General features: G+C 34.8%; 1 protein-coding gene. It reads right to left on the reverse strand.

Annotation, left to right across the window (positions count from 1 at the left end; all coding sequences use genetic code 11):
- Positions 1-2,032, reverse strand: a 2,032-nt coding sequence (locus AB1414_19910) for a DNA internalization-related competence protein ComEC/Rec2 (GenBank protein ID MEW6609678.1), incomplete at its 3' end; no start/stop codon positions are given.
- Positions 2,033-2,058 lie beyond the last annotated feature (26 nt).

A 2,058-nucleotide genomic window follows, 5' to 3' on the forward strand; every position in this document is an offset into this window, starting at 1 on the left:
CCGCTATAACTTCTTTATTGGGAAGATTAAATCTATTATCTCTACCTACCTGTATTATGCCTATTTCTGGATTGACTTCCGTGATAAATTCTGAGTAATAAGCATTTCTGCTTCCATGATGAGGTATTTTCAATACCATTGCAGAAAGCATTTCTTTAAAAGGCAATAATTTTTTCTCTGTTTCTTTTTCAATATCTCCTGCAAACAAAAAACTTATTTTATTGAACAATATTTTTACTACTACTGAATTATTATTATCTGAACTTTCAGCCATAATGTCCAAAGGATGCAGGATATAAATTTCTATTCCTGGATAACCGCTAATTTTGTCACCTCTTTTAACCACTTTATGACAAATGCCTTTTTCTTTAATTATCCGGGATAACTCCTGATTTTCAATGCCATTACTCAGAACAAACTTTCTGACTTTAAAATTCTTGAGTAGCGACAATAAGCCACCATAATGGTCAATGTCATTATGACTGACAATGACGACATCTAAATTTAATATCCCTTTACTTGTGAGGAAAGGTAAAATAATCCTTTCGCCTGCATCAAAAAATCCCGATGGTCCTCCATCTATGAGCATATTACTGCCTTCAGGGAACTCCAGGAAAATCGCATCTCCTTGACCTACATCCAGAAATGTAACCTTCATTATCCTGGATGAGTTTTTTACTACCCCGGTCCATAAAAATATGTTAATTAAGATTAAAATCCCAATAATAACCTTTGTTGTCCCAATCCTTTTATGCCTGGTTATTGCCCATAAGATAAGGTAATAACTACCAATATCGAAAAAGGTTGGGGTAGCAAGATAAATATAAGCATAGGGTATCCGGGCAAAGAAAAAGACACAGACCAACAAACTTGTAATGATGTAGGAAGTAGCTATGCCAATCAAATTAGCCAGCGGGATGAATATCATTCCGATAAAGGCTATTGCCAGACCAAGAATTAATATGATGCTGACTAACGGGACAACAATTATGTTGGCTAAAACAGTGATTAATGATAGTTTATTAAAATAAAATATAAGGATAGGAGATAGACCAATCTGGACGGCAACAGAGGTAGCGATAAGTTTGGCTAAATATTTTGGCAGAAACCATAATTTTGGCTCAATAAAAGGGGTAAAATAGAATAAACTAAAAACTGCAACAAAAGACAATTGGAATCCTATGTCAAATAATGTCAAGGGATTATGTAATAAAACAAGTAATGCCGCTAAAGCGAGGTTATGGTAAATATTTGTTTCCCGGTCGATAATTAAACCAATGATGATTGTTCCAGCCATAATCACGGCGCGGACAACCGAGGGACTTGCCCCGGTCACAATAGCAAAAATAATGAGCACAAAGAGCGTAAAAATTGACGATGTGCGTTTTGGCAAACAAATCAACCGATGAAAAATAAAAAAGAATATTAATCCAATTAATCCTACATTGAAACCAGATATGGCTAAGATATGAATTGTTCCTGTATCCCTGAACCAACCTTCGACTTCATCAGGTAACTGGGAGCGTTTTCCTAATAGAACACCATCTAAAAGAGAGGCGCAGGCAAAAGGTTTATCAGGTAAGATTTTATAAATGACAGTGCTTGCCTTATCTCTGATTTTGTAGGCAAACATAAAAATAGGATTAAATTTCCCTCGCCCTAATTTGACAATCTCTTTCTGCTCATAAATCCAGACAACTATGTGTATTTTCTTTCGGGCTAAATATTTCTGGTAATCAAATCCACAAGGATTTCGCAGTCCAGTGGGCAATTTTAATTTACCACTGAGTTGGACTCTATCGCCATACTCAAATTTACATTTCTTTTCTTTTTTAATATTTACTAAAACAAACCCATTGACTTTTACCACCTTATCCGTTATAACTTTTTCTGTATGGATAATTAAATTTATCCTATCTTCGGTTATTTCTACTGGTTGTGCAACATCGCCAATTAAAACTACTTTATGTCCAACATACTTATTCAGGGAGTTAGAATACAAAAATCTTGAATGTCCCTCATGAAACAACACCCCTATCAATATTATGCTCAAAAGGA

The sequence above is a fragment of the bacterium genome, from assembly GCA_040755795.1.
GTDB lineage: Bacteria > UBA9089 > CG2-30-40-21 > CG2-30-40-21 > SBAY01 > JBFLXS01.